General features: G+C 45.3%; 22 protein-coding genes, 7 tRNA genes and 1 pseudogene. 13 read left to right on the top strand and 17 right to left on the bottom strand.

Translation table 11 applies throughout. The annotated features are described in order from the left end of the window. Positions 1-154 precede the first annotated feature (154 nt). Positions 155-1,834 carry a S8 family peptidase gene (locus BQ9856_RS03435; protein ID WP_077609713.1) on the top strand — a complete coding sequence of 560 codons (1,680 nt, stop codon included), beginning with the start codon at positions 155-157 and terminating at the stop codon, positions 1,832-1,834. Between the two features lie 144 nt (positions 1,835-1,978). Here BQ9856_RS03435 and BQ9856_RS03430 read toward each other — a convergent pair whose 3' ends face one another. Then, on the bottom strand, positions 1,979-2,161 hold the full coding sequence (locus BQ9856_RS03430; protein WP_077609712.1) for a hypothetical protein: 183 nt from the start codon (positions 2,159-2,161) through the stop codon (positions 1,979-1,981). 225 nt (positions 2,162-2,386) lie between these two features. On the opposite strand from BQ9856_RS03430, the gene BQ9856_RS24465 reads away from it, so the two are divergent. Beyond that, entirely contained in the window at positions 2,387-2,848 is a 462-nt protein-coding gene (locus BQ9856_RS24465) for a hypothetical protein (RefSeq protein WP_159441934.1), read from the top strand. A 64-nt stretch (positions 2,849-2,912) separates the two neighbouring features. Here BQ9856_RS24465 and BQ9856_RS03420 read toward each other — a convergent pair whose 3' ends face one another. After that, positions 2,913-3,191, bottom strand: a complete 279-nt coding sequence (locus tag BQ9856_RS03420; protein WP_159441933.1) for a helix-turn-helix domain-containing protein — start codon at positions 3,189-3,191, stop codon at positions 2,913-2,915. A gap of 69 nt (positions 3,192-3,260) precedes the next feature. Then, a pseudogene (locus tag BQ9856_RS25625) lies at positions 3,261-3,362 on the bottom strand (hypothetical protein); the annotation flags it as partial. A gap of 18 nt (positions 3,363-3,380) precedes the next feature. Between BQ9856_RS25625 and BQ9856_RS03415 the strand changes: the two are divergent. The 3 genes from BQ9856_RS03415 to BQ9856_RS03405 all read left to right on the top strand — a co-directional run bounded on the left by BQ9856_RS03415 (position 3,381) and on the right by BQ9856_RS03405 (position 5,817). After that, positions 3,381-3,941 carry an amino acid permease gene (locus tag BQ9856_RS03415; protein ID WP_442855480.1) on the top strand — a complete coding sequence of 187 codons (561 nt, stop codon included), beginning with the start codon at positions 3,381-3,383 and terminating at the stop codon, positions 3,939-3,941. 89 nt (positions 3,942-4,030) lie between these two features. Further along, the gene (locus tag BQ9856_RS03410) at positions 4,031-5,242 is read left to right on the top strand and encodes a MalY/PatB family protein (protein WP_077609708.1); all 1,212 of its coding nucleotides are present in this window, start codon (positions 4,031-4,033) and stop codon (positions 5,240-5,242) included. 32 nt (positions 5,243-5,274) lie between these two features. Beyond that, on the top strand, positions 5,275-5,817 hold the full coding sequence (locus BQ9856_RS03405; protein ID WP_077609707.1) for a peroxiredoxin-like family protein: 543 nt from the start codon (positions 5,275-5,277) through the stop codon (positions 5,815-5,817). 952 nt (positions 5,818-6,769) lie between these two features. On the opposite strand, the gene BQ9856_RS03400 is transcribed toward BQ9856_RS03405, so the two are convergent. The 11 genes from BQ9856_RS03400 to BQ9856_RS03350 form a co-directional block, all read right to left on the bottom strand. After that, the gene (locus BQ9856_RS03400; protein ID WP_077609706.1) at positions 6,770-7,081 is read right to left on the bottom strand and encodes a DUF898 family protein; all 312 of its coding nucleotides are present in this window, start codon (positions 7,079-7,081) and stop codon (positions 6,770-6,772) included. A gap of 549 nt (positions 7,082-7,630) precedes the next feature. Beyond that, positions 7,631-7,774, bottom strand: a complete 144-nt coding sequence (locus BQ9856_RS24460) for a hypothetical protein (protein WP_159441932.1) — start codon at positions 7,772-7,774, stop codon at positions 7,631-7,633. 15 nt (positions 7,775-7,789) lie between these two features. After that, positions 7,790-8,638, bottom strand: coding sequence for a helix-turn-helix domain-containing protein (locus BQ9856_RS24455; protein ID WP_159441931.1), 849 nt, complete (start codon positions 8,636-8,638; stop codon positions 7,790-7,792). 277 nt (positions 8,639-8,915) lie between these two features. Then, the gene (locus tag BQ9856_RS03385; RefSeq protein WP_077609704.1) at positions 8,916-9,461 is read right to left on the bottom strand and encodes a hypothetical protein; all 546 of its coding nucleotides are present in this window, start codon (positions 9,459-9,461) and stop codon (positions 8,916-8,918) included. A 499-nt stretch (positions 9,462-9,960) separates the two neighbouring features. After that, positions 9,961-10,040, bottom strand: a tRNA-Leu gene (locus tag BQ9856_RS03380). 381 nt (positions 10,041-10,421) lie between these two features. Then, a tRNA-Lys gene (locus tag BQ9856_RS03375) sits at positions 10,422-10,494 on the bottom strand. Between the two features lie 3 nt (positions 10,495-10,497). Then, a tRNA-Gln gene (locus BQ9856_RS03370) sits at positions 10,498-10,569 on the bottom strand. Positions 10,570-10,608: 39 nt separating this feature from the next. Further along, positions 10,609-10,684: transfer RNA gene (locus tag BQ9856_RS03365), tRNA-His, on the bottom strand. A gap of 33 nt (positions 10,685-10,717) precedes the next feature. Next, positions 10,718-10,791, bottom strand: a tRNA-Arg gene (locus BQ9856_RS03360). 3 nt (positions 10,792-10,794) lie between these two features. After that, positions 10,795-10,865: transfer RNA gene (locus tag BQ9856_RS03355), tRNA-Gly, on the bottom strand. 47 nt (positions 10,866-10,912) lie between these two features. Continuing rightward, positions 10,913-10,987 (bottom strand) — tRNA-Pro (locus BQ9856_RS03350). 426 nt (positions 10,988-11,413) lie between these two features. On the opposite strand from BQ9856_RS03350, the gene BQ9856_RS03345 reads away from it, so the two are divergent. Further along, a complete protein-coding gene (locus BQ9856_RS03345) occupies positions 11,414-11,893 on the top strand; it encodes a methylated-DNA--[protein]-cysteine S-methyltransferase (RefSeq protein WP_077609703.1) in 480 nt (159 codons plus the stop codon). Positions 11,894-12,003: 110 nt separating this feature from the next. After that, on the top strand, positions 12,004-12,720 hold the full coding sequence (locus tag BQ9856_RS03340) for a hypothetical protein (RefSeq protein ID WP_077609702.1): 717 nt from the start codon (positions 12,004-12,006) through the stop codon (positions 12,718-12,720). 83 nt (positions 12,721-12,803) lie between these two features. On the opposite strand, the gene BQ9856_RS03335 is transcribed toward BQ9856_RS03340, so the two are convergent. The 3 genes from BQ9856_RS03335 to BQ9856_RS03325 form a co-directional block, all read right to left on the bottom strand. Continuing rightward, positions 12,804-13,382: an ATP-binding cassette domain-containing protein gene (locus tag BQ9856_RS03335; RefSeq protein WP_077609701.1), complete on the bottom strand. Its 579-nt coding sequence runs from the start codon at positions 13,380-13,382 to the stop codon at positions 12,804-12,806. Continuing rightward, positions 13,373-14,155, bottom strand: a complete 783-nt coding sequence (locus tag BQ9856_RS03330) for an ABC transporter permease (RefSeq protein ID WP_077610022.1) — start codon at positions 14,153-14,155, stop codon at positions 13,373-13,375. Before BQ9856_RS03330 ends, BQ9856_RS03335 begins: the two co-directional genes overlap by 10 nt. Before the next feature lie 70 nt (positions 14,156-14,225). Then, a complete protein-coding gene (locus tag BQ9856_RS03325) occupies positions 14,226-15,308 on the bottom strand; it encodes an ABC transporter substrate-binding protein (RefSeq protein WP_077609700.1) in 1,083 nt (360 codons plus the stop codon). Positions 15,309-15,582: 274 nt separating this feature from the next. On the opposite strand from BQ9856_RS03325, the gene BQ9856_RS03320 reads away from it, so the two are divergent. The 6 genes from BQ9856_RS03320 to BQ9856_RS03295 all read left to right on the top strand — a co-directional run bounded on the left by BQ9856_RS03320 (position 15,583) and on the right by BQ9856_RS03295 (position 22,954). Then, complete coding sequence (locus BQ9856_RS03320) at positions 15,583-16,413, top strand: purine-nucleoside phosphorylase (RefSeq protein WP_077609699.1); 831 nt, start codon at positions 15,583-15,585, stop codon at positions 16,411-16,413. Positions 16,414-16,429: 16 nt separating this feature from the next. After that, positions 16,430-18,202, top strand: a complete 1,773-nt coding sequence (gene ade / locus BQ9856_RS03315; protein WP_077609698.1) for an adenine deaminase — start codon at positions 16,430-16,432, stop codon at positions 18,200-18,202. Between the two features lie 88 nt (positions 18,203-18,290). After that, positions 18,291-18,530: a (2Fe-2S) ferredoxin domain-containing protein gene (locus tag BQ9856_RS03310; protein WP_077609697.1), complete on the top strand. Its 240-nt coding sequence runs from the start codon at positions 18,291-18,293 to the stop codon at positions 18,528-18,530. Between the two features lie 2 nt (positions 18,531-18,532). After that, positions 18,533-20,266 carry a [Fe-Fe] hydrogenase large subunit C-terminal domain-containing protein gene (locus BQ9856_RS03305; RefSeq protein WP_077609696.1) on the top strand — a complete coding sequence of 578 codons (1,734 nt, stop codon included), beginning with the start codon at positions 18,533-18,535 and terminating at the stop codon, positions 20,264-20,266. Further along, positions 20,266-21,447, top strand: coding sequence for a SpoIIE family protein phosphatase (locus BQ9856_RS03300; RefSeq protein WP_077609695.1), 1,182 nt, complete (start codon positions 20,266-20,268; stop codon positions 21,445-21,447). The genes BQ9856_RS03305 and BQ9856_RS03300 overlap by 1 nt, the downstream gene beginning before the upstream one ends. A 55-nt stretch (positions 21,448-21,502) precedes the next feature. After that, a complete protein-coding gene (locus tag BQ9856_RS03295) occupies positions 21,503-22,954 on the top strand; it encodes a 4Fe-4S dicluster domain-containing protein (RefSeq protein ID WP_077609694.1) in 1,452 nt (483 codons plus the stop codon). The last annotated feature ends 45 nt before the right edge of the window (positions 22,955-22,999 follow it).

Below are 22,999 nucleotides of genomic sequence, written 5' to 3'. Positions count from 1 at the left end.
AAAGTGATTAAACCTATTAAAAGACCAATATACGGATTAAATGCGGGATTTTGATATTTTATCCTTCAGCCATAGCCGTTCTTATACTCATAATGGGAGCTTTGCTGCATAAAATATACCAAATGCTCCATAGAAACAGGCGGGAGACTAAAATATGGAAAAAATACTGGACAATAGGTATTATGACCTGATCATAAGTAATGCTGTGGTTCCGTCCTATAATACCGGCGATAATATTACGATTCTGAATGAAACGCATTCTTTGCTTCATATTCTGAAAGAAGAGGTGGATATCTGTGACTTAGGTATAAACGCATATCATTCCTTTCCCAATTTATATACACTGGAGTCTATGGTAAGCATTGAGAAATCCGGTATTTCAGCCGTTCAGAATAACCCAGGCCTTAATCTGTTTGGAAGAGGAGTAATCATTGGAATTGTTGATACCGGCATTGATTACAGGCATCCGGTATTTATGCATAATGACAAGACGACCCGGATCCTTGCCATATGGGACCAGACAATACAGGGCGGCACGCCTCCCCAGGGCTTTACTTATGGAGCTGAATACACCAGGGAACTTATAAATTTTGCATTGTTATCAGAGGATCCTCTGGCGATTGTTCCATCCGTTGATATCAGCCGGCACGGAACTGCAATTGCAAGCATTATCGCGGGAAGGCCTAATGAGGATTCCACCTTCAGCGGCGTTGTTCCAAATGCTGATTTAATAGTTGTAAAGCTGAAAGAGGCCAAGGATAATCTGAAGAGTCTTTTTTTTGTCCCGGGGGGAGCTCTATGCTACCAGGAATCAGATATCATACTCGGAGTCCGGTATTTGGTATCTATGGCTCAAAGACTGAACCGTCCTATTGTAATATGCATTGCTCTCGGAAGCAGCCAGGGGGGACATGACGGGCGTTCCGCTTCCAGTGTTTATCTGGATTATCTTGTACAGCTTCCCAGAATTGGTGTAACAGTTTCTGCCGGAAATGAAGGAAATAGTTTGAGACATTATTATAATAATACGCAGACGGCCCCTTACTTTAACGATTTCCAGTTAAAGATAGGGAATTATGACAGACAATTTTCTATGGAAATCTGGCCTTATATACCGTCAAGGCTTTTTATAGAGATTTCCACACCAACCCGGGAATCTTCGCAAATCATCTATCCCACATTTGACGGATGTCAGAGAATCGTCTTTCAATCAAGCCAGAGCGTTATCTGGATTAACAACATAATTTTTGAAGAAGAAACAGGGGATCAGTTGATTTTAGTGCGTTTTCAAAATGCAGATCCGGGAATGTGGTATTTTCGGGTCGGCAGCGAAGACAATGAACCATTTTCATTTCATTGCTGGCTGCCTTCTGGAAATCTGATATCCAATGAGACCTTTTTCCTGAATGCAAATCCAGATACGACCATAACCTCTCCGGGAGACGCCGTACACCCGCTCACGGTTACTGCTTATAATCAGCTGAATAACAATATCTTAAACGAATCAAGCAGAGGCTATACCAGGCTGGCGCAGGTCAAACCCGATGTAGGGGCTCCGGGTTACCAGCTTCCCTGCGCGATTCCGGATAACCAATATGGTACGGCCACCGGTACCGGAGCAGCAGCAGCTCATGCGGCCGGGATCGCAGCCATGGTTATGGAATGGGCTTACAGCAAGGGCAATTACACTGCTGTTACCGGAAATCAGGTCAACCGTCTGATAATACGCGGAGCACAGCGTGACGATACAAATACGTATCCCAATAATATATGGGGATATGGCCGGGTGGATGCGGAGGGAATATTTGATCAGCTGTTAGGTGTTTTGATATAAAATTTTCAACTCAATGGTGGATTCCATGCAGATTATCAGAATAAAATGACAAGCTTTTTTTGATCTGGATCCGGAATGTCTCCCGACTCTTGAGAAATTCTCAGAGCATGGGTCAAATGGCGGGTTTTCGGTAACCCGGCCCGCCTACTTCCTTTCTTTTAATTCTTTTCTGATTCTGGGTTTGATTCCTCTGCGCTCCATTTCGGCTATGATGTCTTCAAATTCTCCTGGCGGCGCAGGAGGAACTTTCAACTCTCTGCTGGAAGCCTCCAGCTGGTCAAATTCTTTTGCCAATTTTTCTTCGCATTTCTTTTTCCAATGTTTCAAATTATCACCTCCCAGAAAATTATATAACGGTTGTAAAGCCCCAATATTATAAAATGGAAAAAGTTACGAATATTATGAATGCGGACAACTTTGATTTTGGACAGGCTCCCTCATTTTCACATCTTTTCTACATGTCCTATATAATATAGTATAATTATGATTGAGAGGGAGTGAAATGTATGAGTTGCTTTAATAGCGGATGTAACAGACGTAACTGGGGTAACCGTGATTGGGATTGTAACCGTGATTGGGGTCGTAACGGTGATTGGAACCGTAACCGTGATTGGGGTCGTAACGGTGATTGGGACCGTGACCGTGATTGGGATCGTAACGGTGATTGGAATCGTGACGGTGATTGGGATCGTAACGGTGATTGGGACCGTGACCGGAATCGTAACCGGTGCGAACGGGAAAGAAAAGAAGCTTACTGGGCTGGTTTCAGAGATGGCTGTAGAAATCCTCGATGCCGCTGGCAGAATGATCCTGATAATAATGACGATTGTGATTGCGACCATGATTGTGATTGCGGCCATGATTGTGATTGCGGCCATGATTATGATTGCGGCCATGATTGTGATTGCGATGATGATTGTGATTGCGATGATGATTGTGATTGTGACGATGATTGCGACTGTGATTAAGACAAGATGGGCGGAAATCTGTAAAAAGATGAGATTTCCGCCCTGAATATGTGTACAGTAACACATATCTATTATTCTGATTTTTCTTCTGCCATCTGAATCGCTGGGCGTCATTTTCGTTTTAAGTAACGGTAAACCGTAGGTTCAGAAATGAAAAGCTGTTGTGCAATTTCGGAAACGGCTCCCTTCATTGTCAGAACGCCCTGCTCGTTTAGCTGATGGACAATATTTATCTTTTCCTGACGCGACATGCGCTGCGGTGAGATTCCCACTTTTTTTACAGCCTGAGCCACAAGTGTGGAGAGCATCTCTTCCACTGGAGTACCCAGATCTTCCTGAATATCATTTCTTCCTTCTGACAAATTATATTGTTTTTTCAAATTTGACAAAGCCAGATCCAGATTATGAATGGCAGTTATATTACGGTTGACACAAAGCAAGCCAATGAGACGGTTTTCATTTTTGATAAAATACGTATTGGAAATGAAATTTTTACTTTTGCTGACACCATGATAATTGGTGAGAAAATCCTGTGTTTTGTAGAGCTGATCCCGGGTAATCTGATCAGCATTTATATCATGTTTGTCCTGGGGGGAGGTGTATTTACCATTGCAACCAGCCTGTTGGGAGGGATTGCCATGCTGCGCTATCCCCTGATGAAAATAGCCGAAGACGGATGGCTTCCTCCAGTTTTTAAAAAGACCACAAAAAGCGGTTACCCATGGGTGATCCAGCTGATCTTTTACCTGCTCAGCGTGCTGCCGATCCTGCTTGGATTCAGCCTTGACTCCATAATTTCCCTGGTAATGATTCCTTCCATGCTGATGAACGTATACCTGAATCTGGCCTGCATCGCCCTTCCGAAACAGTACCCGGACCAGTGGGAAAAATGTACGCTTCGCATGCCGATTCCCTTGTATAACGTAATATGCGTGCTGTCTGCAGTTTGCGCCGGGATCGTAGCTTACAATTTGTTTAAAGATTTAAAGGGAATGGATATTATTGCTTCTGTAGTTATACTGGCTGTGTGCTGGGGCTTTTCGCTGTTACGAATAAAATCAGGTGCGGTAAATAAAGAGAGCCTGGAAACAAATAAACAGATGATTATTAACCAGGCGCTTGCAGATGATCAGGACTGATAAAATGAGATTGTATACAAATTATATGTTGCTTTTTCAGACGGGTTTCCGTCCGAAAAGGCCGGATAATGAAAAAGGAGAACAATGCGATGAAATATGATTTTACTTCTATTATCGACCGCAGAGGCAAAGACGCCATTGCAGTGGACGGTTTGGGGACAATGCCTGGTTTTACACCGGATCTTCCAAAGGCCGGATTTGATATTATACCCATGTGGGTTGCCGATATGAATTTTCCTACTGTTCCGACAATTCCGGAAGCTATTATTGAACGGGCCAAGCATCCGGCATTCGGGTATTTTAGTCCGGTGGAAGAGTATTACAGCTCCATCATCCGGTGGCACGAGACACGCAACGGAGTGACCGGCCTGACGAAGGAGTGTGTTGGATACGAAAACGGCGTTCTGGGCGGCGTCATTTCTGTCCTGAACGCATTTTCCGCACCAGGTGATTCGGTTCTGCTTCACTCACCTACCTATATTGGCTTTACCATGAGTGTGGAAAACAATGGCCGTAAAATCATTCACAGCCCTCTCAAGCTGGACGAAAACGGTGTATGGCGCATGGACTATGAGGACATGGATGCCAAAATCAAAGCTCGCAATATTCATGTTGCGATTTTTTGCAATCCTCATAATCCCTGCGGACGTGTATGGGAAAAATGGGAGATCGAAAAGGCCATGGAGGTCTATCAATCCAATGACTGTGTAGTCATCTCCGATGAGATCTGGTCCGATATTCTTTTAAACGGCCATAAGCATATTCCGGTGCAGTCTGTCAGTGAAGATGCCCGGAAGCGTACGGCAGCCCTGTATGCGCCCAGCAAGACCTTCAATCTGGCCGGCCTGATCGGCTCCTACCATATCATTTATAACAAATATCTGCGTGACCGTGTGCGTGCCCAGAGCAGCAAGCCCCATTACAATGACATGAACGTGTTGAGCATGCATGCGCTGATCGGCGCCTATAAGCCGGAGGGCAGTGAGTGGGTGGATCAGCTGTGTGAGGTTCTCAGCGGCAATGTAAATTACGCTTATGATTACATTACGAAGCATTTTGAAGGTGTGAAGCTGTCCAAGCCTCAGGGCACGTATATGCTTTTCCTGGACTGTACGGAATGGTGCGAACGAAATGGCAGGACGATTGATGAACTGGAAAAGAGGGGCTGGGATGTGGGGGTTGCCTGGCAGGACGGACGCATGTTCCATGGACCATGCTCGATCCGTTTAAATCTGGCACTTCCTTTCAGCAGAGTTGAGGAAGCTATGAGGCGACTGGACCAGTACGTTTTTCGCGCATGACAATTTCCTGAATGGGAAGAAAGGAGAGATATATGGCAAAAATTTATGTCAATGACAGAATGCCTGATTTTACCTTTTCCACGCCGTTCCGGAAGGATGTCCGGATGAGTGAAGCGGCAGACGGCAAGAAGGTTGCGCTGGTGTTCCTGCGTTATTACGGCTGCACGCTGTGTCAGTATGATCTTGCACAGTACGTCCGGAATTATGAAAAGATCCAGGCGTCCGGCGGAAAATTGCTTGTGGTGCTTCAAAGTGATCCGGATCTGTTGAAGGAGGAACTGGGCAGTGAAGATGCGCTGCCATTTGAAATCATATGTGATCCCGAAGAAGAGCTTTATCGGGAGTTTGAGATTCTTCCGGCGGCCAGCGAGAAGGATATTGCCGGACCTGCAACCATGCTTAAAGTTGAAAAAGCAATGGCGGCTGGCTTTAGTCACGGAAGGTATGAGGGAGAAGAACTGCAGCTGCCGGCTTCGTTCGTTTTACTGCCGGATCTTACGGTAACTTTCGCCCATTATGCAAAGGTGCTTGATGATATTCCTGATGCGGATCAGCTGGCAAAGCTTCTGAAATAAAATTTTTTAACGGAGAGCTGCTGCATAAGAGATGAGTAATCACTTATGGAACAGCGGCTGTAATAATAGATGTAACTGGTGATGGCAGTTGTGTGCCATAATGAGGATAGGCGGAAGTCTACAGTAGATGAAAGCTTCCGCCCTGAAATGTGGTGGATATAAAAAGGTTTCAGAGTTCCACCTTGACAGATATGCACTTTAATAATATGACAGCAGACAAGAAAGTGTGACAGATCATTTATGGATGGGATACGGTACATATTCCGGGCCCGCAATCATAAAAAAGAATCAGTTCTTTCCTACTATTCCTTTTAATTTTGACATCACAAAATCAGGGAAGACAATCTGGCGATAACTGCTATAAGTCTTGGGTTGCTTAACATGCCATTGTCCATCAGGTCCAAGAACCATGCTTTTATTAACATCAACCGTGTTTCCCTTAATGTCATCTGATGTAAGGGCGCATGTTTTTGGACTTAAGTCCTTGGCTAGACCGCTTATCCATATCTGAACCGTTGTACTGTCAAGCTTCTTTAAGTGCAGTACTCCAAACTTTCCGCTAAAGTAGTTTCTTTGTGTTCCCTCGTAGGTTCTGACCGTGCTTGGCGATAAGACCCCGCGCTTTGAATCAATATCCTTGTCACAGCGTCATATACCGTGATATCGGATATTTCAGCTTCTTTATTATTTCGCCATTGCAAGGCCAGGAATTCAGCTTCTTTCCTGGTAGGTGCGGTAAAAGATTTGTAATGCTTCTTTTTGTTTTCATCCACGTAATCAAATACCTGGACGTCTTTCTATTTTGAATATAAAAATAACGCCCCTTGCCAGGACGTTCCGAAAATGATATAATTCACTTGTCTAAGGTGATTGTATCTTTCCGGAAGCCCGGTAAGAGAAAATCTATGTGAAAAGCTCTGGGAGTTCGCAGCTCCTGGGGTTTTTTATTTTTTTAATTTACAAATTCCGTATGTTTCGCTTTCCATTTCATTAAGGCAATTCTCATCCAGAAGCTATAAATGCCTAGAGTTATAACGCAAAGCAAAAACCATTTAATCCAGTTACCAAAAAGCTGTATGGCAGTTCCGGTAAAACGTAGGCGACGGCCTTCAATAACTGTGTGCTTAATCTCCCAATTGTAAATCATGCAGCATGCCCAAGGGTAACAGATACCTAAGGTAAACATTGTGATTAAACCTCCCAATAAATGCCAGCCAATTAACTGAAGAAGGCCTCCGTCAAAATAAGATTCTTGTGTTCCCATACTCATACCCTCTTTTCTTTTGTTTTTTATTAAAAAGCCTTAAGCTGTTTTAATCTTAATTTGGTGTTATCTGCATGGAGCGATTTTTGAATTTGACAAATAATGCAGATTGACATATAATATACTTAACAAGACAGTCAGTAAGGGAGGTTAAGGCTCCCCGTCCTGGCGAAATAATTAACTAAGAATAGCCGTCTACTTTGTCAGGAGCAGGGCGGCTAATTCTTATGTGTATAATTCAGGATAGATACGATTAATCCAGCAACAGCTATGATAACCATAAATTCTTCATATGTACTCATAAGCATCCCTCCTGTCAAGACTCAGGACGGGTGCCGCAGCCGCTCTACTGGCTGCCTGGGTAAGTATATTATATTATCATGGTTCAGTGAAAAATAGTTATTTTAATCTCATATTTTTATAAAGCCAATTCTTTTATTATATCCCCATAAGCGGGCAGCCCGCTCCTGCTTTACGCTATCGACATTGTCCTGTTCAACAATTCGCCCCACCGTAGTATAATAATGTCCCATTTCTTCTGCCAGAACATCAGCTTTCTTTGTAAGAGTAGGTATTGTTCTGCCTTATAGCTATTCTCTTGCCTTTGACCCGCCTATCATTATTCAGGAGAGGCTTTTCTTTTACGATAAGCCCGGCCACTTCTGCTTCCTCTAATAGTTCTTCATAGCTCAATAATAATTCATCCCCCTAGAAATTTGAATCGTCCATGATATCGTCATCATGTTTATTTCTTGCTGCATTGTTTAATTCGTCTTTTGAAAGGTCTGTACGTTGGTGGGCGGCATCTGGCATAAGATGTTTCTGTTCTTCTTCGGCTTGCTGTATATTAAGAAGACTTTTACCATAATTAATAATCTTTTTTTTGTTATTGGAATTTAGCTGAGTATAGGATGAAGCTAATTTGTTAAAATCAGCAGTATTCTCTTCAGGGTAGTAATATGATTCCCCATTTCTAATTCCTGGTAAGGTACCGTATTCATCTATTAATTTTTGACATAATTCTTCATCTAGGTAGCTGCGGTACTTTTCATTGTTCATCATCATTGCAACATATCCTTCAAAGTTTACATGGTCTAGTTCAAATTGATTTCGCTGAAGACTTCTTGAAAATAAGCATTTCAGAACTAAAAGTTCGGCATTATACCTCTCAATTAATGGAAGCAAAATGTTGCTTCTGATAGTTCTGTTTTTCCCTTTGATTTTTTCTCTTTCTGCATAATCACAATATAATTTTCCATATTTTTCAACGGCTTTTTCCCAAGACGAGTGTAGTCGTTCGTGATATTTTACATCATCAACATCATTAGGTTCATACATTAATCCACAGTCTGGACATGGCGAACCAACATCATTACCCGTTCGCCCAGTCATGAGGTAATCAATTGTCACTCCGAAATATTCTGCGATTTTCAATAATTTGTCGGCAGAAGGGGCGGTAGTTCCTTTCCATTTCGTTATAGTTCCTTTTCCAAAACCTAAAGCCTTTTCTAGTTCAGATTGAGAAGTATTGTTTTGGCTTATTAGCTGAAGATTCAAAAAGTAGCAAAGCTACTGGGCGTAACGGTAGACAGTCTGCTGGAAGAAAATCAGGACGCTTAACAGCACATTGAAAATGAGGAGGAGAGAGAGGCTGATTGATGCAGCTATTTCTTTTGATAATGAGGTATGTTTAAAACGGTCTGCAATTGATAATGTCTGTGAGAGTGTATTAAAGACTATAGAGAGTGAACTTCCGGAAGAAGCGCACTCCCATCAGGTGTATGAATTCATATTAGGTGAATGCAAAGATTTGTTAAATACTAAGAAAATTATCTTATAGCATTTTTTCAGCAATATCTTGCAGGGCAAATGAAATTGTGCGTAGTTCTTTATCCTTGGAATTAGCTCTGGAATGTACTACATCGAGATCCGCTTCTATGTTAATAACAATAGATTCGCTATAACTTTTTTCTTGAGTCTTGTATTCAATAGAAAAAACTAATGGATCCCGATCTTCAAGCAATTTAGTACTATCTATTCTATAGCGGAAGGACTGCCCTGGGGCAATGTGAGTATTGATTATATGTCGAAAGGGGATGCTGTTCCCAAGACACGTATATTCTTCAAAGCTTCTATTACAACTAAAATTGGTAATGTACGCACCGCTTTGTCCGAAATTTTTAAGAATTATGAAGTATGCAGTATCTTGGAAATAAGTAGTTCCAGTGTAAATTGTAAGGTATGGGCGCGTGGACTCCTCAATCATTTGATTATTTTGAGTTAATGTTTTTACAGAAATTACTATAGCAATGATACCTGTAATTAAAGAAATTAAAATACCAAACAGTTGAATTATATCTGAAATAGAAATCGTACTCATATTTTTCGCCTTTCTTTCGTACTCAGCTCTGGCAGGAGCCTGTAAGTACAGTATAAGGAGAAATGGGAAATTTTACAAGAAAGGAATGGTGATACATATAGAAATTCTGAAAGTCAAAGGCAGATTTTGGAAGGTATTTAGTTTCTATAATTCACTAATTTAAGATAGAAAATAATCAGTTCTTTCCTTATTATAATACGAGTTCGATTTAATAAGAACAAATACGCCATATACTTGTAATACATAAAAACGGCTGAAAACCGCATAAATCCAAAGTGGCTTAATTGAATATTGACAAACTAATACAGGCGGTATCCGATATTCCGGGCCCGCCTATTTCATGAGTGAATTATATCATTTTCTGACTGCATTTTCGTGTGATATCATGTTGTATTTATAGGTATAAGTGTTCCTTATTCAGCAATTTGCTGCAATGTCTAATATACAAAGGCCCTAGTATTTACAAGGAATTCTTGTATTTACTAGGGCCTTTAAGCAATGCGGGTAACAGGACTTGAACCTGCACGGTCTCCCACCAGAACCTAAATCTGGCGCGTCTGCCAATTCCGCCATACCCGCTGACACACAACATAGATGATACCATTTGATGAGGGAATTGTCAAGAATTTATAGTTAAGCGTGTCGATCAATTAAACCTCGCGGGTCTCTTTGCGGATAATCGGATAGATGTCCAATGCAAGCAGTGAGAAAACTACGATATAAGCAAGGAATGTCATAAATAACACCTCTCTTTCCTTTGATAAAACCATTATAGTATTGAAGTCTGGAAAGAACAATCTACATTATATCTAAAAAAGAAGAAGGAAAGAATTGATTTTAAAATAGAATATACAAAAAAAGTTAGGTATACTAAAAGTTTTTCAGGAAGTCAAAGCAGATAGGAGACAGAAATTAAAAAAAGCGGATTCTGTCACCAGATTCCGCTTTCTCTGTCATTCATGAGACACCGGGGATTCGAACCCCGGACAACTTGATTAAAAGTCAAGTGCTCTACCACCTGAGCTAGTATCCCATACTGGGCTAGTTGGATTCGAACCAACGAGTGCAGGAGTCAAAGTCCTGTGCCTTACCGCTTGGCGATAGCCCAATAACATATCCTGATAAAAAAAAATTCCCCTAAAGGGAAAGGTGAGTACAGGGATTCGAACCCTGGGCCTCCAGAGCCACAATCTGGCGCGATAACCAACTTCGCCATACCCACCATAAATTTCACACCTTTGGTCTGAGATGTGAAACGAGCCTGAAGGGATTCGAACCCCCGACCCACGGCTTAGAAGGCCGTTGCTCTATCCAACTGAGCTACAGACTCAAAAGCGGGTGATGGGAATCGAACCCACGTATCCAGCTTGGAAGGCTGGTGTTCTACCATTGAACTACACCCGCATATTAACATGAAAGGCAGGAACTACAGAAACAGTCTTCCTCTCAAGTCGGGGTGACAGGATTCGAACCTGCGACTTCCTGGTCCCAAACCAGGCGCTCTAGCCAAGCTGAGCCACACCCCGAAGGTATTTCCCTTCATTTTTCGATTGCTTTTCCGCAACGCAAGAGTTATTATATATGATGGCCACCATTTTGTCAACAATATTTTAGAAAAAATTACAAATTCGTATGGTAGTCCGTATGTACTTAATTTCTCTTGAGAAAAAGCCCCTGAAATGGGAGGAACCGGCAGTCACATCGATGATGTTCCTGCCGGCTGAGTATGAAAAATAAAAAGTCAATGTTAAAAGGGTGGGGTTCCTTTACAATATTTAGTATACGAGGAAAATATGACAGAAGTTTGACTAACCCATAAACATTTCATAAAAAAACTAAAAGAATTATGAGGAATAATTGAAAAAACAGATAGTTTGTACCAACACCGGGTTGTTCCTTCATAATTATTCAAAGCCTGATACATATAATAAGAAGAAAGAGGGGACATTGGAATGAAGTTCTGGGAAACCTTTGAGACAGATTTGGGAGCACTTACGGTTGTATGCGATGAAGAGGCACTTTTGTGCATAGATTTTGGAGAAACAGAGCCTCAGGGTGCTATAAGGAAGCATACGGAGATGATAGAAAAAACTGCAGGACAATTAAAGGAATATCTGGCTGGAAGGAGACAGGTATTTGAGCTGCCCCTTAAGCCTGAAGGTACAGCGTTTCAAAAAAAGGTCTGGAATGCGCTGTTAACGGTTCCCTATGGAGAGACCAGAAGCTATGGAGATATTGCAGTTCAGATCGATAATCCAAAAGCATTCAGGGCTGTCGGTATGGCGAACAACCGTAATCCCATTCCCATCATCATTCCGTGCCATCGGATAATCGGAGCCGGCGGCAGCCTGGTCGGCTATGGCGGCGGACTGGATATTAAAGTAAAATTACTGGAGCTGGAGCAACCGGGGTTTTTATGGAAAAATTATTAAGAATTCTTTGTGTTTCTTTCAGTTCCTTTAATCCCCTATACATTTGGTACAGATAATGATATAATCCTCATCGTCACAAGGAATGATATTGATTATGAGGAGTGATTAAAATGAGAAAAAACAAATTGTTGGCAGTAACGGCCATTGCGATGGCAGTCATGATGGCGGCTACAGCCTGTGGATCCAAAGATAATACAAAATCCGGCTCAAAGCAGGGGGCTCCTACAGAGGTAAACGCCGCAGAAACAACCGGGACAAATACGGAAGATACAAAAAATGCAGGAGAAACAGTGGGAAGTGAGGAGACTTCCGAAGGGGAAGGAGAGGAAACAACCGAACCAACCCAGGAGACCGCATCCGAGGCGGGGAGTCTTGTCTCCGGTGTCTTTACATCTGTATCAGGAAAATATCAGATTACGCCTCCGCAGGGCTGGACCATTGAAGAAGATGGTGATGAGAGCGCAGTAGCTTTCACTTCTCCCAATGGCAGCGATATGCTTGAAGTTACCTATATTGAAGGCGAGGATGCTGACAGCGCACGAGAGGTTTATCCGGATACCATGGAAGAATACAAGAAATTAATCAGCCGTGGAGAAGACATGGAATTTGTTCGTTATAATGTAGAGAATGGCAGCGATGGAAGCCAGACTTTCCGCTATGCCATCCGTTATAAGACTCCTCAGGACGGAGTCCGCTATTATTCCATATCCGGTTCCTATAATGCCGCAGCAAAGAAATATATCAGTGCAGCCGGAAGCATTGTGTCACCGGACAGCGCGGTAGAAGGCCAGATTGAGGCGGCCCTGGATACCTTAAAACTGAAGTAATAAAAGCAAAATATAGAGTGAGCCAGTGGTGAAAACCGGAATTGTTAACAGGAGCAGGCAATTCCGGTTTTTCCCACTGGCTTTTATAGTTTTATGAGCGTTCCGTGAAGGAGCGCTGCATCTTCCTCCTGGTGTGTGCTGATCATGACCAGTTTATTTACTGATTTTTCTTTTACATATTGAATTACATTCCGTTTGGTATCTTCATCGAGCCCGGTAAACGGTTCATCCATCAGGACCATGTCAGAAGGAACCGCTACGGCCCTTACAATGGCAACGCGGCGCTTCATGCCGCCGCTTAAAGTGGATACGGGACGGGTAAGGGATTCTTCCGGCAGCAGCCGTAAAAGCTCCTCATGAGCCCATTGCCTGATCCGGGAAGAACGGCCAGGCAATACCATGGTGATGTTATCAACCGGACTAAATGCCTCGCACAGCCGGTCCTCCTGAAATACGGCAGAGGTTCTTATGCCATGAAGCCCTTCCAGGGTACCGGAATCTGCCTGTTCAAGTCCCAGCAGAATCTGGAAAAATGTAGTTTTTCCGGAGCCTGAAGGCCCCATGAGACAATAGATACGGCCTGAGTGAAGGGAGAGATTTACCTGATTTAATACATTGAGGTTTCCAAATGCTTTTGAAAGCCCATTCACTTTTAGCTCCATGGACGAAACCTCCCTTCTCTTAAGTTCAGCGATCCCGGGTCCGCCAGGCTTAAGAGCCATAACGCGAATTTTTCAAGGAATGCACTGATTACAATAATCACCAGTGTCCAGGCAAACAGATCCGCAGTACTCAAGTAAATCTTTGCCATATATAATTTTTCACCGATGGAATAGCCCGGAACTCCGATGACCTCTGCGGCAATGCCTGATTTCCAGCTCATGCCCAGAGCCACCCGGCATCCGCTTATGAGGTAAGGAAGAAGGGCGGGACGGTAAATGTAAATAAGTTTTTTCCCGGCGGGCATATGAAAGACCTCGGCCATTTCAAGGAGCCTGGGATCGGTATTTAGGAATCCCGCCATGGTATTTACGTAAATCATGGGAAATACCACCAGAAAAGAAATAAAAATGGATAGATTTTCAGAGCCGATCCAAATAAGTGCCAGAATGACAAAGGAAGCCACAGGAACCGATTTCAGGAGTGACATAAGCGGTTCCAGCAAGTCTTTGAAAACTGGAAAACGGTAAGAAACACCTCCTGCCAGGATTCCGGCTGCAAAAGCCAGGATGAATCCGAGGCTGATCTTGCCAAAAGAGAGAACTATGGTTTTCCAGAAATCCGGCACCGCTGCCTGGGTCCATAAAGCCCGGATTACCTCCGGAGGACCTACCAGTATAATGCTGTTATGCACGGCCAGGCTTACTGCCTGCCACACCATAAGCCAGAAAATGATGATACCGGCCTTTTTGAAAGGCCGGACTGCTAATTTCATAATTACCTCTTTCCTGCCCCGCTTTCTGGGCATAAAGGGATGCCCGCAGGGCGTACCGGTTTTTCCGTGACTATGGCAGATAGTAGAAATCATCGTCTGGCAGAGTTCCTCCAACCGTAGACGGATCCATATCGAACAGAACTTTAAGGTATCCGCTTAACTGGGATTTCATTTTATCTCCGTCAATGTAGGTGATGCTGCAGTAAGGAATGGCCATTTCCGCAATGGGGGCTTTTTCAATGATTCCGGCAGCAGCCACCAGAACAGCAACTTCGGCGGCATTGGTATTGGCGTATTCGGCAGAAGTCTTATGCTCGGCCATAAAGGTCTGGACGGCCTCCTTGTGATCGTTCAGCACATCGTTGCGGCAGATGGTAACCCCGGTCACCAGGCTTCCGCTGTTTTCGTCCGCAGCAGCATCCCATTCCTTTGTTAAGTCAAGAACCATTTTAAGGGTGTTATTCTGGGCAACGGCGGCCAGTGCAAATGGCTGGGGAAGAAGTCCGACAGCATCCGGCTTTTCCTTCAGAATAGCAGCAACCTCTGCCGACTCCGATTTATATTCCAGGGTAACATCGTCGGTGGTTAAACCGTTGGCCTTCAGCACATGCTGGAGCACATAATCCGGTGTGGTTCCCTTGCCGGTTAAGTAAATGGTCTTTCCCTTTAAGTCTTTCGTGGTTTTAATGGATTTGTCAGCGGACACCCCGTAGAGAACGCCCAGAGTGTTGATATCAATGACACTTATGCCATGATTGCTTTTGTTGTAAATAATAGAAGCCATATTCGCCGGTACCAGTGCGGCATCCAGTTCTCCGCTCACAACTTTTCCGAGCAGTTCATCGGCAGCGGTTACCATGGTAAATTCATAGGAGCCTTTTGCCTTGCCTTTTTCAGACTTGTCCATCAGCTCCACAAGCCCCATGGAAGTAGGTCCCTTTAAGGAGCCGATTTTTAAGGTATAATAGTCGGCGGTTTCTTCGGCCTCTGATGTTTCCGCCGTTGTCACGGAAGCGGATTCTTCCGCCGCAGAAGAGGCTTCTGTGGTCTCTGCAGCGCTTGCTGCAGTGGTTTCTGTACTGCCTTTGGCGCAGCCGGTTAAAACGGCGGCTGTCACAGCTAATGCCATCAATACTGGTAATGCTTTTTTCATAATGATCCTCGCTTTCTGTCCGTACAGGTAACTATTCTTATTGATTTACGTACATCTAAAAAATCCACGCCAAGAGGCATGGATTTCCGGCTTTACGTATTCTCCTCGCCTTCTCCGTCAGGTATTCCTTTTGGGTTAGTACGAACAGCTTCAGTATACCATTATTCCACCTTAATTGTCAAAATATAGATGCAGATAAATATAGATACAGATATATCTGAAAATATGATATACTGGTAACACCGATAGAAATTGGAAGGGAGAAAAAAGGCATATGAATGAAGTATATGAAAAGCTGCAGAACTGTTTGAAAAGCGTTAGGGAGAAAACTGATTTTGTCCCGGAAGTAGCCCTGGTTCTTGGGTCTGGCCTTGGGGAATATGCAGAGGAGATCGAAGTGTCCGCTGCCATTGATTATAAAGACATTGAAGGCTTTCCTGTATCAACGGTTGCCGGCCACAAGGGCAGATTTATTTTCGGATATGTAAATCAGGTTCCGGTGGTGATCATGCAGGGCCGCGTGCATTATTATGAGGGATATCCAATGACTGATGTGGTGCTTCCGGCCAGACTGATGGGACTTATGGGGGCGAAGATACTGTTCCTGACCAATGCCTCCGGCGGGGTTAATAAGGACTTTGAGCCAGGAGATTTCATGCTTATAAAGGATCATATCGCAAGCTTTGTTCCATCTCCGTTAATCGGGGCAAATTTGGAAGAACTGGGCCCCAGATTCCCGGATATGAGTGATGTCTACGGTAAGGAACTGCAGCAGATCATCCGGGATGCCGCGGGGAAAGAAGGAATCGGTCTTAGAGAGGGCGTTTACATGCAGCTTTCCGGTCCGGCATATGAATCCCCGTCAGAGGTCCGGATGTGCCGCATTCTGGGAGCTGATGCAGTGGGAATGAGCACAGCCTGTGAGGCGGTTGCGGCAAACCATATGGGAATGAAGGTATGCGGTATTTCCTGTATCACCAATATGGCCTGCGGCATAACGGAGCAGCCTTTAAGCCATACGGAAGTGCAGGAGACTGCAGACCGGGTCGCACCGCTGTTTAAAAAGCTGATTACGGCTTCCATTACAAAGCTTGCCGGAAAGTAGAAGGGGGATGTTTCTTATGGACCGGATGCTGGCTGAACGGATCCTGGCAGCGTCAGGGGCGAAAAAAGCGTCCCTGGTATTAAAACATGCCAGGATAGTCAATGTTTTTTCGGCAAAACTGGAGACTGGGGATATTGCCATTGAGGATGGCTGCATTGTCGGAGTGGGAGATTACGAGGGACAAAGGGAGATCGAGCTGGGGGGCCTGGTGGTCTGTCCCGGCCTGATCGACGGCCACATTCACATGGAAAGCTCCATGGTGGCACCTGAAGAGTTCGAACGCTCCGTGGTGCCCCATGGGACCCAGGCAGTCATTACGGATCCCCATGAAATTGCCAATGTGGCAGGAGTGGAGGGAATCAGCTTCATGATGGAACGGACAAGCGGGCTTATCCTTGATGTGTATTTCATGCTTCCTTCCTGTGTTCCGTCCACAGGACTGGATGAATCAGGCGCAGTTCTGACCGCAGAAAAACTGGCACCCCTCTATGGGGAGAAACGGGTGCTGGGACTGGCAGAGCTTATGAACTCCTATGGGACCATAAGGGCCGACCGGGAGATTCTTGAAAAGGTAGAGGAAGCCAGAAAAAGGAATCTGCTGATCGACGGCCATGCACCCGGGCTTTCCGGCAGAGAACTGAATGCTTATATAACTGCAGGGGTGCGTTCGGATCATGAATGCTCGAATGCAGAAGAGGCCATGGAAAAGATTGGCCGGGGCCAGTGGGTCATGATAAGGGAAGGTACGGCAGCAAGGAATTTAGAGGCCTTACTGCCGCTGTTTGAGGAGCCATATTACCGCCGCTGTATGCTGGTGACCGATGACAGGCATCCGGGAGATTTAATCCGGCTGGGCCATCTGGACTATATCATAAAAAAAGCGGTAAGCCTGGGTGCCGATCCGATCCATGCGGTCATGATGGGATCCTTCCATGCGGCCCAGTATTTCGGCCTTCCTGAGGTAGGAGCCATCGCGCCGGGATATAAGGCAAATTTCATGGTCGTTTCCGATTTAAAGGATTTTTGTGTCAGACAGGTTTATAAAGACGGAAAGCTGGTTGCAGAAAACGGCGTGATGAAGACGGAAATCCGGGCGGCAGAAATGCGGAACGCAGAAATGCCTGTCCGGGTCGGGGATTCCTTCCGTTTAAAAGAGATTCGCCCGGAGGACTTCCGTATAGAGAAAAAGGGGGCCGGCATTCGGGTGCTTTGTCTGACTCCCGGAGAGCTGACCACCAGGCCCCGACTGGCGCCATGGGTGGAGAAGGAAGGGTTTGCACCGGGAGTCTGTGTGGAACAGGACATCGTGAAAATGGCAGTACTGGAACGCCACCAGGGTACCGGCCATATCGGACTGGGCTTTTTGGGCGGTTATGGGCTGAAACGCGGTGCGGTTGCCACCAGCATTGCCCATGACTCCCATAACCTGATCATTGCGGGGACCAATGACATTGATATGGCCCTGGCCGGCAACGCCGTGAGAAAGAACCGGGGAGGCCTGGCTGTTGCAGCCGGTGGTAAGGTTTTAGGAGAACTGCCCCTTCCCATTGCCGGGCTTATGAGCGAGGAGCCGGCGGAATGGGTGGATGAAAAGCTGGAAGAGTTAAAGGCCCGTACCAGGGAGCTGGGAATCGGAGAGGGCATTGACCCGTTTATGACCCTTGCATTCGCCAGCCTTCCGGTCATACCCAAGCTGAGATTGAATACATACGGCCTCATTGACGTAGAGGAACAAAAGATAGCAGATGTAATGATTTCCTGTATTTCAAAAAATACAGACAATCAGTAAATTTATATTGATATAAATATAACGACATGCGATAATGTTCAAAAAGGGCAATCAAGAGCAAGGTACGAAATTTGGAGGGAGAATATTCATGAGAGTAACAATATGTATCGGAAGTGCATGCCATTTAAAGGGCTCCAGAGAGATCATAGCCCGGCTGCAGACGCTTGTAAAAGAGAACCACCTGGAAGATAACGTGGATTTGAATGGTTCCTTCTGCAGCGGCAACTGTGTCAATGGTGTCTGCGTAACCGTGGATGGCCAGATCTATTCTTTAAAACCAGAAGATACAAAGGAGTTTTTTGATAAAGAAATTATGGGGAGGCTGTAATCATGGGGATCATTGATTTCAAGGCTACCAAATGCAAGCACTGCTATAAATGTGTCCGTAACTGTGAAGTCAAGGCGGTCATGATTAAAGACGAACGGGCTGAAATCATGCCGGATAAATGCATTTTATGCGGAAAATGCATGCAGGTATGTCCCCAGTCGGCCAAAACCCTGATCAGTGATCTGGAACTGGTCAAAGGCTATATTGATGATGGGCTCCGGACGGTCATTTCCCTGGCCCCATCCTATATGGGCCTGTTAAAATATAAAACCATCGGTCAGGTGAATGCGGCGCTCCGGAAGCTGGGCTTTGCCGACGTCCGTGAGACATCGGAAGGTGCGGCTGTGGTAACAGCGGAATATGCCAGGCTCCTTAAGGAAGGGGAGATGGAGAACATCATCACCACCTGCTGTCCCAGCGTTAATGACTTGATTGAGATCTATTATCCCCAGCTGATTCCTTATATGGCCCCTGTGGTATCCCCTATGATCGCCCATGGAAAGATGTTAAAGGAAGAACTGGGTCCGGATGTGAAGGTGGTATTTCTGGGCCCGTGCATTGCAAAGAAAAAAGAAGCCGGAGATATCCGTCATGAGGGCTATATTGATGCGGTCCTCAATTTCAATGACATTTCCAGGTGGCTTTCTGAAGAAGAGATCACCATTGAGGATTGCGAGGATATTCCGTTTACCAATATAAACCCCAGGATCAACCGGCTTTACCCGGTTACAAACGGGGTTGTGAATTCTGTTCTTGCCACGGAAGAGGAACGGGACAGTTACCGGAAATTTTATGTCCATGGCTGCCGCAATTGCATGGATCTGTGTGAAAGCATGCTGAGGGGAGGGATTCAGGGCTGCTTCATCGAGATGAATATGTGCTCCGGCGGCTGTATCAAGGGGCCTACTGTGGATGATGAAAACGTATCCAGATTCAAGGTGAAGCTGGATATGGAGGAAACCATTGAAAAAGAAGCAGTTCCAGGGGAAGAGGTGGAGCCTGTTATCAGGCGGATATCGTTCCGTAAACGGTTTTTGGACCGTTCCCCCAGGGACATCATGCCAACAGAAGTCCAGGTTCAGGAAATATTAAAAAAGACCGGAAAGACCAAGCCGGAGGACGAATTGAACTGCGGTGCCTGCGGTTATTCCACATGCCGGGAAAAGGCCATTGCGGTTTTCCAGAAAAAGGCGGAACTTAACATGTGCATTCCGTTTATGCATGAAAAAGCGGAATCCTTATCAAATCTTGTAATGGAAACTTCTCCGAACATTGTTTTGATCGTGGATAAAGATATGAAAATTCTGGAGTATTCCGCAGTGGGGGAAAAGTACTTTGGAAAAACCAGGCAGGAAGCTTTAAGCATGTATTTATATGAATTCATCGACCCTTCTGATTTTCAGTGGGTATATGATTCCCATCAGAAGATCCATGGAAAAAAGGTGACTTATGGGGAATACCGTTTTTCCACCCTGCAGAATATTGTTTACATTGAGAAAGAAGATGTGGTGCTGGCTACCTTCATCGATATCACAAAGGAAGAAGAGCAGGCAAAGCAGGAATACGAAAAGAAGCTGGAAACCATTGATCTGGCGCAGAAGGTCATTCACAAGCAGATGATGGTAGCCCAGGAGATTGCCGGCCTTCTGGGAGAAACGACGGCGGAGACCAAGACCACCTTAACAAAGCTTTGCAGATCCTTATTGGATGAGGGAAGCGAAAGCGAGGTCAAGTGATGGGAGTTACAGTAGACGTTGCATACAAAAGCCTGAATAAATTCAATGAAGTCCTGTGCGGCGACAAGGTAGAGCTTTTGCAAACGGAAAATTCCAATATTATGATTCTTGCAGACGGCATGGGAAGCGGGGTAAAGGCGAATATTCTGGCGACCATGACCTCCAAGATTCTGGGAACTATGTTTCTAAACGGTGCGACCCTGGAGGAATGTGTGGAAACCATCGTAGAGACCCTTCCGGTATGCCAGGTGCGCCAGGTGGCTTATTCAACCTTCAGCATCCTGCAGGTGTTTAACAATGGCGATGCTTATCTGGTGGAATTTGATAATCCCGGCTGCATCTTTATCCGGAACGGGGAGCTGGTTCCCATACCTCAGAACACCAGGATCATCCGGGATAAAAAGATCAATGAGTACCGCTTTCAGGTGAAAAAAGGGGATGCGCTGATTCTCATGAGCGACGGAACCATTCATGCAGGGGTGGGACAGCTGTTAAACTTTGGCTGGCTGTGGGAAGACGTTGCTTCCTATGCGGTAAAGCAGTACCGCCTGACCATATCCGCGGCACGTCTGGCTTCTTCCTTAAGCCGCGCCTGCGATGAGCTTTATCAGTACCGTCCCGGTGACGATACCACTGTGTCGGTCATGCGGATCATTGACCAGAAGCCGGTGCATTTGATGACAGGCCCCCCCAGGAATCCGGATGATGATAAAACCATGGTGGAGGATTTTCTGTTGGGAGATGATACCGCCAAGAGGATCGTCTGCGGAGGAACAAGTGCCAATATTGTTTCCAGAATAACCGGTAAGAAGCTTTCCGTTTCTCTGGATTACAATGACCCGGACCTCCCCCCGATTGCCTATATTGACGGCATTGAACTGGTCACGGAAGGGGTTCTGACCTTAAACAGGGTGCTGCAGCTTTTAAGGCGTTATGTAAGAAATGAGTCGGTCACGGAGGATTTTTTCCTGGAACTGGATAAACAGAACGGCGCTTCCATGGCAGCCAAGATGATCATTGAGGATTGTACGGAGCTGAATTTATATGTTGGAAAAGCCATCAACAGTGCCTATCAGAATCCCGGTCTGCCCTTTGATTTAGGAATCCGGCAGAATCTTGTGGAGCAGTTAAAGCACGCGGTGGAAGAAATGGGAAAGAAAGTTACAGTAACTTATTATTAAATTCATGACAGATATTCACACAGCCACGCAAGTGGAAGTTACGAGGAGGAAAATTATGGTAACAAATGATGCAACATTACTTCGCATAAAGCATCAGGTTTTGTATGAAGTGGCGAAGCTTGCCTGGGAAGGTAGACTGGAAGAAAAGAGGAATGAGATCCCTTATAATATCATTCCAGGCCCAAAGGCCCAGTTCCGCTGCTGCATTTACAGGGAAAGGGAGATCATCCGGGAGAGAGTCCGGCTTGCGGAAGGATTTTGTCCGAGCGGGAAAGATACTACAAACGTGGTTCAGGTGATCAGTTCAGCCTGTGAAGGCTGTCCCATTGCCCGTTATGTGGTAACGGATAACTGCCAGCTCTGTATGGGCAAGGCATGCCAGAATTCCTGCCATTTCGGAGCGATAAGCATGGGCCATGACCGTGCCCATATTGATCCGGATAAGTGCAAGGAATGCGGAAAATGTTCCCAGGCATGCCCTTACAACGCCATTGCGGACTTAACACGTCCATGCAAGAAGAGCTGCCCGGTGGATGCGATTACAATGGATGAAAACAGCATTGTTGTCATTGATGAGAGTAAGTGCATCCAGTGCGGAGCCTGCATCCATAGCTGCCCATTTGGAGCCATTGGTTCTAAGACATTTCTGGTGGATGTGATAAACCTGATCAAAGCCGGGAAAAAGGTAGTTGCCATGGTCGCTCCGGCGATTGAAGGCCAGTACGGTCCGGAAATTACCATGGCAAGCTGGAGAACGGCTTTAAAGAAAATCGGTTTCGCAGATATGGTTGAGGTGGCTTTAGGCGGTGATCTGACCGCTGCTGCAGAAGCCGCGGAATGGGCGGAAGCTTATCGGGAAGGCAAGAAGATGACAACTTCCTGCTGTCCGGCATTTGTTAACATGATCAAACAGCATTATCCTGCTCTGCTTGAGAATATGTCCACAACCGTTTCCCCCATGTGCGCGGTATCCAGAATGTTAAAGGAAAAAGATCCCGAGACCATCAGCGTTTTCATCGGCCCGTGTATTGCCAAGAAGAGCGAGACTCTGGATTTAAACATTAAGGATAATGCGGATTATGTCCTGACTCTGGGAGAAGCCCATGCCATGATGGTGGCAAATGGGGTGGAACTGGAGCCGGAGGAGAATACTTACCAGGCAGGTTCTGTGTTTGGAAAACGTTTCGGAAATGGAGGTGGTGTGACCGCAGCTGTCCTGGAATGTTTAAAAGAATCCGGAGAAAACACGGATATTGAAGTCATGAAGTGCAATGGGGCGGCAGAGTGCAAGAAGGCGCTGATGCTTCTTAAAGTCGGTAAGCTTCCTGCGGACTTTATAGAAGGCATGGCATGTGTGGGAGGCTGTGTAGGCGGTCCAAGCAAGCATAAGAGTGAGAGCGAGGCAAAAAGAGCCCGTGACTTACTGATCAGCCAGGCGGACGCAAGGGAAGTTCACGAGAACTTAAAGAATCAGGATCTGCAGGAAGTGCCGATGCACAGACATTAAATTTTATTATGAACGGAAAAGAATAAAAAGCTATGGGCCGGTCCT

The sequence above is a fragment of the Clostridium sp. Marseille-P2415 genome, from assembly GCF_900155545.1.
Taxonomy (GTDB): domain Bacteria; phylum Bacillota; class Clostridia; order Lachnospirales; family Lachnospiraceae; genus Lacrimispora.
The sequence above is the reverse complement of the archived record's forward strand: the minus strand, read 5'-3'. Positions and strand labels throughout refer to the sequence as shown.

What these genes read in the sequence shown, in the direction of transcription:
- BQ9856_RS03410 (WP_077609708.1), top strand. Translation starts at nt 4,031, where the DNA reads ATGAAATATGATTTTACTTCTATTATCGACCGCAGAGGCAAAGACGCC.
- BQ9856_RS03385 (WP_077609704.1), bottom strand. Translation starts at nt 9,461, where the DNA reads ATGAGTACGATTTCTATTTCAGATATAATTCAACTGTTTGGTATTTTA.
- BQ9856_RS03335 (WP_077609701.1), bottom strand. Translation starts at nt 13,382, where the DNA reads ATGGAGCTAAAAGTGAATGGGCTTTCAAAAGCATTTGGAAACCTCAAT.
- BQ9856_RS03305 (WP_077609696.1), top strand. Translation starts at nt 18,533, where the DNA reads ATGGGGATCATTGATTTCAAGGCTACCAAATGCAAGCACTGCTATAAA.
- ade (WP_077609698.1), top strand. Translation starts at nt 16,430, where the DNA reads ATGGACCGGATGCTGGCTGAACGGATCCTGGCAGCGTCAGGGGCGAAA.
- BQ9856_RS03400 (WP_077609706.1), bottom strand. Translation starts at nt 7,081, where the DNA reads ATGGGAACACAAGAATCTTATTTTGACGGAGGCCTTCTTCAGTTAATT.
- BQ9856_RS03325 (WP_077609700.1), bottom strand. Translation starts at nt 15,308, where the DNA reads ATGAAAAAAGCATTACCAGTATTGATGGCATTAGCTGTGACAGCCGCC.
- BQ9856_RS03340 (WP_077609702.1), top strand. Translation starts at nt 12,004, where the DNA reads ATGAGAAAAAACAAATTGTTGGCAGTAACGGCCATTGCGATGGCAGTC.
- BQ9856_RS03330 (WP_077610022.1), bottom strand. Translation starts at nt 14,155, where the DNA reads ATGAAATTAGCAGTCCGGCCTTTCAAAAAGGCCGGTATCATCATTTTC.
- BQ9856_RS03310 (WP_077609697.1), top strand. Translation starts at nt 18,291, where the DNA reads ATGAGAGTAACAATATGTATCGGAAGTGCATGCCATTTAAAGGGCTCC.
- BQ9856_RS03415 (WP_442855480.1), top strand. Translation starts at nt 3,381, where the DNA reads ATGTTTGTCCTGGGGGGAGGTGTATTTACCATTGCAACCAGCCTGTTG.
- BQ9856_RS03320 (WP_077609699.1), top strand. Translation starts at nt 15,583, where the DNA reads ATGAATGAAGTATATGAAAAGCTGCAGAACTGTTTGAAAAGCGTTAGG.
- BQ9856_RS03435 (WP_077609713.1), top strand. Translation starts at nt 155, where the DNA reads ATGGAAAAAATACTGGACAATAGGTATTATGACCTGATCATAAGTAAT.
- BQ9856_RS03405 (WP_077609707.1), top strand. Translation starts at nt 5,275, where the DNA reads ATGGCAAAAATTTATGTCAATGACAGAATGCCTGATTTTACCTTTTCC.
- BQ9856_RS03300 (WP_077609695.1), top strand. Translation starts at nt 20,266, where the DNA reads ATGGGAGTTACAGTAGACGTTGCATACAAAAGCCTGAATAAATTCAAT.
- BQ9856_RS03345 (WP_077609703.1), top strand. Translation starts at nt 11,414, where the DNA reads ATGAAGTTCTGGGAAACCTTTGAGACAGATTTGGGAGCACTTACGGTT.
- BQ9856_RS03295 (WP_077609694.1), top strand. Translation starts at nt 21,503, where the DNA reads ATGGTAACAAATGATGCAACATTACTTCGCATAAAGCATCAGGTTTTG.